Origin of the sequence: Actinomyces sp. ICM58 (assembly GCF_000283035.1) — a bacterium.
Classification (GTDB): Bacteria; Actinomycetota; Actinomycetes; order Actinomycetales; family Actinomycetaceae; genus Pauljensenia.
The window spans coordinates 1-6,343 of the sequence record NZ_ALIY01000105.1; the positions used below are offsets into that span (position 1 = coordinate 1).

Below are 6,343 nucleotides of genomic sequence, written 5' to 3' on the forward strand. Positions count from 1 at the left end.
TGGGGCACTTCGTGGTGCCTTTGTGGCGTCTCATGTTGTGGTTCCTCAGAAATGTCGCATGCAATTCCCCCACACGTATTTCAAACGTTGAAATCGCACCGTTGGAATTGCAACGTTTTCGGGCGCTGCAGAAAGTTCGGGTACCCGAATTGCATGCGAGTTTTGGTTGATGAGGCGCCCAAGGTGAACTCCTGTGTTCGGTCGTCGTCCCACGACACTGTCCACGACCCCCGGGACGCTTCGACCACCACCCCCACACCCCACAATGCGAAGAGCACGTAATTCCCCTGCGATTAGTTCAAAGTTTGAATTCATGTCGTTGGAATTGCAACGTTTTCGGGGGGTCTCGAAAAATGACCGAGGGAAATTACGTGCGAAATTTGTCTGGGCCCGACCGCGCCCTCGGGCGCCGTGGCCTGGCCCGCGGGAGATACGACCCTGATCCGCCCCGCAACGCAAAGCGTTGATAAAGCGAAATTGCGTTCCGGTCAAGGCCGTGACAAGCCTTGATAATGGGAGGAAATGGCGCGTTCGTGCCGGTCGCACGTTAGAATTATTGCGCTGACCACACCACGTTCAACGGAGGGAATAAGGTGGATCTCTACGAGTACCAGGCCCGGCAGATGTTCAAGGAGCGCGGCGTGCCCGTGCTCGACTACCGCCTGGCGTCAACCCCCGACGAGGCGCGCGAGGGCGCGCGTGAACTCCTGGCTGAGGGGGCCTCGCTGCTGGTCGTCAAGGCTCAGGTGAAGACGGGCGGCCGCGGCAAGGCCGGCGGCGTCAAGCTCGCTCGCACCGCCGACGAGGCCTACGAGAAGGCCCAGGCGATCCTCGGTCTCAACATCAAGGGCCACATCGTCAAGAAGGTCATGATCGCGTCCGGCGCGGACATCGCCGCCGAATACTACTTCTCGATCCTGCTGGACCGCTCGAACCGCCGCCACCTGGCGATGTGCTCGCGTGAGGGCGGTATGGACATTGAGACCCTCGCGAAGGAACGCCCCGAGGCCCTGGCCCGCGTCCCCCTGGACCCGGTCGTCGGCATCGACGCCGAGGTCGCCCGCCACATCGCCAAGGAAGCGGGATTCGACGAGGAGACCGCCGAGGCGATCGCCCCCGTCGTCGAAACCCTGTGGACTGTCTACCGCGACGAGGATGCGACCCTGGTTGAGGTCAACCCGCTGGTCTCCAGCCCCGACGGCTCCGTGTGGGCGGTCGACGGCAAGGTGACCCTTGACGACAACGCGCGCTTCCGTCACCCCGGCCACGCCGAGCTCGTGGACGTGGCCGCGCAGGATCCGCGCGAGGCCGCCGCGAAGGAGGCCGGGCTCAACTACGTGCGCCTGGAGGGCCAGGTCGGCATCATCGGTAACGGCGCGGGCCTGGTCATGTCGACTCTCGACGTGGTCGCGATGGCCGGCGAGGAGTTCGGCGGCATGAAGCCCGCGAACTTCCTGGATATCGGCGGCGGCGCCTCGGCCGAGGTCATGGCGAAGGGCCTGGACATCATCCTCGGCGATGAGCAGGTTCGCTCCGTGTTCGTCAACGTCTTCGGCGGCATTACCGCCTGCGACCAGGTTGCCCGCGGTATTGTCGGCGCGCTCGAGACGCTGGGCGACGCGGCTTCGAAGCCTCTGGTCGTGCGCCTCGATGGCAACAAGGTCGAGGAGGGCCGCGCGATCCTCGAGCAGGCCGCGCACCCGCTCGTCCACATGGAAGAAACGATGGACGGGGCAGCCAGGCGCGCAGCAGAGCTCGCAGCCCAGGCGCCGTCGAAGTAACGACCCGAGAACCGCAGGAGAACACCCATGACTATCTTCGTCAACTCTGATACCCGGGTCATCGTCCAGGGCATGACCGGCGCTGAGGGCCGCAAGCACACCCAGCGCATGCTGAGCGCCGGCACGGCCATCGTGGGCGGTACGAACCCCCGCAAGGCGGGCACGACTGTCACTTTCGACGTGCAGGGCTACGGCCCGGGCGCCGACAAGGTGACCGACGGCCAGGTTGAGGTCCCCGTCTTCGGTACGGTCGCCGAGGCCCGCGAGGCCACCGGCGCGAATGCTTCCGTCATCTTCGTGCCTCCGGCTTTCGCGAAGGGCGCCGCCCTGGAGGCCATCGAGGCGGGCATCGAGACGATCGTCCTCATCACCGAGGGCATCCCCGTCCAGGACTCGACCATCGTCGTCGAGCGCGCGCTTGCGGCGGGCGTGCGCCTGATCGGCCCGAACTGCCCGGGCATCATCTCGCCCGCGCAGGCGAACCTGGGGATCACCCCGGCGGACATTACGGGCCCGGGCCGCCTCGGCCTCGTCTCGAAGTCGGGCACGCTGACCTACCAGCTCATGTACGAGCTGCGTGACTTCGGTTTCACGACGTGCCTGGGGATCGGCGGCGACCCGGTCGTGGGTACCACCCACATTGACGCGCTGGCGGCCTTCGAGGCGGACCCCGACACTGACCTCGTCATCATGATCGGCGAGATCGGCGGCGACGCCGAGGAGCGCGCTGCCGCGTGGATCCAGGAGAACATGACGAAGCCGGTCGTCGCCTACATCGCGGGCTTCACCGCCCCCGAGGGCAAGACGATGGGCCACGCGGGCGCGATTGTGTCCGGTTCGTCGGGCACGGCCGCCGCGAAGGCGGAGGCGCTCGAGGCCGTGGGCGTGCGCGTGGGACGCACTCCTTCGCAGACGGCGCAGATCGCGCGCGAGATTCTCTCGCGCTAACGTCACAGCACGAATCGGCCCGGGGTCGGCGCGCAGCGTCGCGGCCCCGGGCTGATTCTGTCACCATTGGCGTGTGAGCGAGCGCATCAGAGAAGTACCCAGTGCCCGGCGGACCACGACGACTTACGTTGCTGACCGCGCGACTATCCGCGTTGCTGTCCCCAAGGGGTGGGCGCGTGGCGTCTTGGCCGGTATCGAGGCGGCCTTCGCGGGCTGGGCGATCACGACGGTCCTGACGATGCTTGCCTTCTTGTCGCTGCGTTCGAACACGTGGATGAATGACACGACGCCGCGTGACGCGCTGGGCCTGGGTGGCGACCTGTGGGTCGCGGTGATGGGTGGAACGTCGGCGGCGGGGGGAGTGTCCTACCGGGCTATTCCGACGCTGGTTGGGGCCCTACTGATTGTTCTCGTGCGGATTCTGCTGCGCACGACGGCCGGTTTTCCCCGGTCGTCAGCGTTGTTCGCGGTTCCGGGTTTCGTGTTGACGTCGTGGTTCTTGTCGGGCACGTCGGGCGCGAGTTCGCAGTGGTGGACGGGCACGATCGGGGCGGTCCTCATTCCGCTGATCGCTTCGGTGTGGTTCGTGGTTTCGAGTTTTTCGCGCGATCATGATGCGCCGACGATGCAGCATTGGATTTCCGGTGGTTTCAAGATGGGTGGCCTGCTTGTGGTGGCGACCGTCGCGGCGTCGGCGGTGGCGGCTGTGGTTGCGCTTGTGGCCGGGTGGGGTCGGGCGAGTGGCATCCAGGAGTTGCTCGGTGCGTCCTCGGGTGTGGACACGGCGTTCATTGTGGGCGTTCAGGTGGCTTTCGCGCCGACGGTTATGGCGTGGGCGGCGGCCTGGTGGTCGGGTGTTGGTTTCATGACGGCGACGGATTCGCTGCATTCGCCGACGGTGGTGGATCCGGGTCCGATTCCGCCGATTCCGCTGCTGGGTGCGGTTCCGCAGACTGCGCCGGGTAATTGGGTGGTGCTGCTTCCGATTGCGCTGGGAGTGGGGCTCGGCGTGGCGTCGTCGCGTCTTTTCCGCCGTTCGCACGTGCTGCATCAGAGCGCGCAGGGGGTGTTGGCCTCGTGCGTGTTCGCGTCGGTGGTTGCGCTGTGGATGTGGAGTTCGACGATGAGCCTGGGCTCGGTGCGCCTGGCGTCGATGGGTCCGCGCGTGGGGTGGGCGACGCTCGCCCTCGTGCTCGAGATCGCGCTGCCAGCGCTGATCATCACGCTGGCGACTCATCCGACGACGCTTGCGTTGGTTGGCCAGGGCGCGGGGCGTGTGCGTTCGGAGGGGGAGGCGCTGCGTCGTCGCCATGCTGAGCGTTTGTCCCGTGAGGCTGCCACGGCCTCGTTGATCGATCGGGAGGATGGCGACTGTGCGTCCGGCGCGGACGAGGCCTGGGCTGAGGCTTCCGCGCCCGCGGCGACGGGGGACACAACCGCGGGCGTCGAGGCCGGGGCGGAGCCGGAGGAGCAGGGCGCCGAGCCCGCGCAGGAGGGCGCGGACGAGGGCGCGGGCGTTGTCGCCGAGGAGGGCGAGGAGCCGGTGAGCGGCCGGGACCAGGGCGGCGCGTGAGTGGTGGCGCGCTGGGTGATCGTGACGCGGTCGACCCCCGTGGGTGGCTGACGTGGGCTGTGGCCTGAACTAGACTGGAGGTGTCGCGACTGGCGAGGGTGGATGACCACCGGGGAGCGGCTGCATGTCCCGCGAGGCGTCGCCCGCCTGGGCGCCTGGGTTTGGCTCTCAACCTGGAGGAACTATGTCCGTTTCCCTGGACAACCTGGAACCCATTGACGTGCGCCCGATTAAGCGGGCCCTGATTTCTGTGTATGACAAGACGGGCTTGGAGGACCTGGCGCGCGCGCTGGGCGAGGCCGGCGTGGAGATTGTGTCCACGGGCTCGACGGCTGCCCGCATCGCGGCCGCCGGCGTGGCTGTCACCCCGGTCGACGACGTGACCGGCTTCCCCGAGGTGCTCGAGGGGCGCGTCAAGACCCTGCACCCCTTCATCCATTCCGGCATCCTGGCCGATCAGCGTAAGGCCGCGCATCGCGAGCAGATCGCGCAGCTGGGCATCAAGGCATTCGACCTGGTCGTGTGCAACCTGTACCCGTTCCAGGACACGGTCGCGTCGGGCGCGTCCTTCGACGAGTGCGTCGAGCAGATCGACATTGGCGGCCCCTCGATGGTGCGAGCCGCCGCGAAGAATCACCCGTCGGTCGCGGTCGTGACGTCCCCGGAGCGTTACGCGGATGTGGCCGAGGCCGTGGCGGGGGAGGGTTTCACCCTCGAGCAGCGCCGCGCGCTGGCCGCCGAGGCTTTCGCGCACACGGCGACCTACGACTTGGCGATCGCCGGCTGGCTGGCCGACGAGCTGGCTCTTGAGGATGTGCGTGAGACCCTCGACGAGGCCGCCGAGTCTCACCTGGATGCCTCGGACGCGGCGTTCTTGGAGTCCCTGGGCTACCAGGCCGAGGAAGACTACGTGGTGGAGGCTCCCGAGGAGGAGGGGCAGGCCTCGGGGATGCCCGTGTTCGTGGCCGACGCGTTCGAGCGCGTGGAGTCGCTGCGCTACGGCGAGAATCCGCATCAGGGCGCGGCCGTGTACCGCGAGATCGACGAGTCCTTCGAGGACGAGGGGGCCGACGACGAGGCCCTGGCTCCGGGGATCGCGAACGCGCGCCAGCTGCACGGCAAGGCCATGAGCTACAACAACTACACGGACGGCGATGCGGCCCTGCGCGCCGCCTACGATCATGAGCGTCCCTGCGTCGCGATCATCAAGCACGCGAATCCCTGCGGCATCGCCGTGGCGGACGATGTGGCCGAGGCGCACCGCCTGGCGCACGCCTGCGACCCCGTGTCGGCGTTCGGCGGCGTGATCGCCGTGAATCGCCCGGTGAGCGTGGAGCTGGCTCGCCAGATTGTCCCGATCTTCACCGAGGTCGTGCTGGCCCCCGATTACGAGGAGGGCGCGCTTGAGGTGCTGAGCGCGAAGAAGAACCTGCGTGTCCTGCAGGTCGAGCCCCCGGTTCGCGGCTCGTACGAGTTCAAGCAGATCAGCGGAGGCCTGCTGGTCCAGGAGCGCGACGATATCGACGCGCCCGGAGACTCGCCGGAGAACTGGACGCTCGCGGCTGGTGCTCCCGCCGACGAGGAGACGCTGGCGGACCTGGAGTTCGCGTGGCGCACGGTGCGTGCGGTGCGTTCGAACGCGATCCTGCTGGTCAAGGATGGCGCCTCGGTGGGCGTGGGCATGGGCCAGGTGAACCGCGTGGACTCGTGCAAGCTGGCGGTTGAGCGTGCGAACACGCTGGGCTCGCGTTCGACGGGCGACGCGGCGGCCTCCAACGTGGACAGCGCGGGTGGCGCTCGCGCGTCCGAGGTTGTGGCCGAGGCTCCGGAGCAGCGGTCCGTCGGCGCGGTTGCCGCCTCGGATGCGTTCTTCCCCTTCGCGGACGGACTGCAGGTGCTCATCGACGCGGGTGTGAAGGCGGTCGTCCAGCCTGGTGGTTCCGTGCGTGACCAGGAGTCGATTGACGCGGCGAACGCTGCGGGCATTACGATGTACCTGACGGGAACGCGTCACTTCGCGCACTGATCTGTCCCGCTTATG

4 protein-coding genes and 1 riboswitch are annotated in these 6,343 nt (G+C 67.5%); all 4 genes read left to right on the top strand.

Going from position 1 to position 6,343, the window contains the following annotated elements; all coding sequences use genetic code 11:
• Positions 1-593: 593 nt before the first annotated feature.
• The 4 genes from sucC to purH all read left to right on the top strand — a co-directional run bounded on the left by sucC (position 594) and on the right by purH (position 6,328).
• Entirely contained in the window at positions 594-1,781 is a 1,188-nt protein-coding gene (gene sucC, locus HMPREF1138_RS05105; RefSeq protein WP_009057359.1) for an ADP-forming succinate--CoA ligase subunit beta, read from the top strand.
• A gap of 27 nt (positions 1,782-1,808) precedes the next feature.
• Complete coding sequence (gene sucD / locus HMPREF1138_RS05110) at positions 1,809-2,729, top strand: succinate--CoA ligase subunit alpha (RefSeq protein WP_009057353.1); 921 nt, start codon at positions 1,809-1,811, stop codon at positions 2,727-2,729.
• A 73-nt stretch (positions 2,730-2,802) separates the two neighbouring features.
• On the top strand, positions 2,803-4,302 hold the full coding sequence (locus tag HMPREF1138_RS05115; protein WP_238318612.1) for a cell division protein PerM: 1,500 nt from the start codon (positions 2,803-2,805) through the stop codon (positions 4,300-4,302).
• Positions 4,303-4,377: 75 nt separating this feature from the next.
• Positions 4,378-4,462: riboswitch (ZMP/ZTP riboswitch) on the top strand.
• A gap of 24 nt (positions 4,463-4,486) precedes the next feature.
• Complete coding sequence (purH, locus tag HMPREF1138_RS05120; protein ID WP_009057356.1) at positions 4,487-6,328, top strand: bifunctional phosphoribosylaminoimidazolecarboxamide formyltransferase/IMP cyclohydrolase; 1,842 nt, start codon at positions 4,487-4,489, stop codon at positions 6,326-6,328.
• Positions 6,329-6,343: the final 15 nt, after the last annotated feature.

Bases quoted from the DNA above. Each gene is read 5' to 3' on its own strand.
- sucD (WP_009057353.1), top strand. From the start codon at position 1,809: ATGACTATCTTCGTCAACTCTGATACCCGGGTCATCGTCCAGGGCATG.
- purH (WP_009057356.1), top strand. From the start codon at position 4,487: ATGTCCGTTTCCCTGGACAACCTGGAACCCATTGACGTGCGCCCGATT.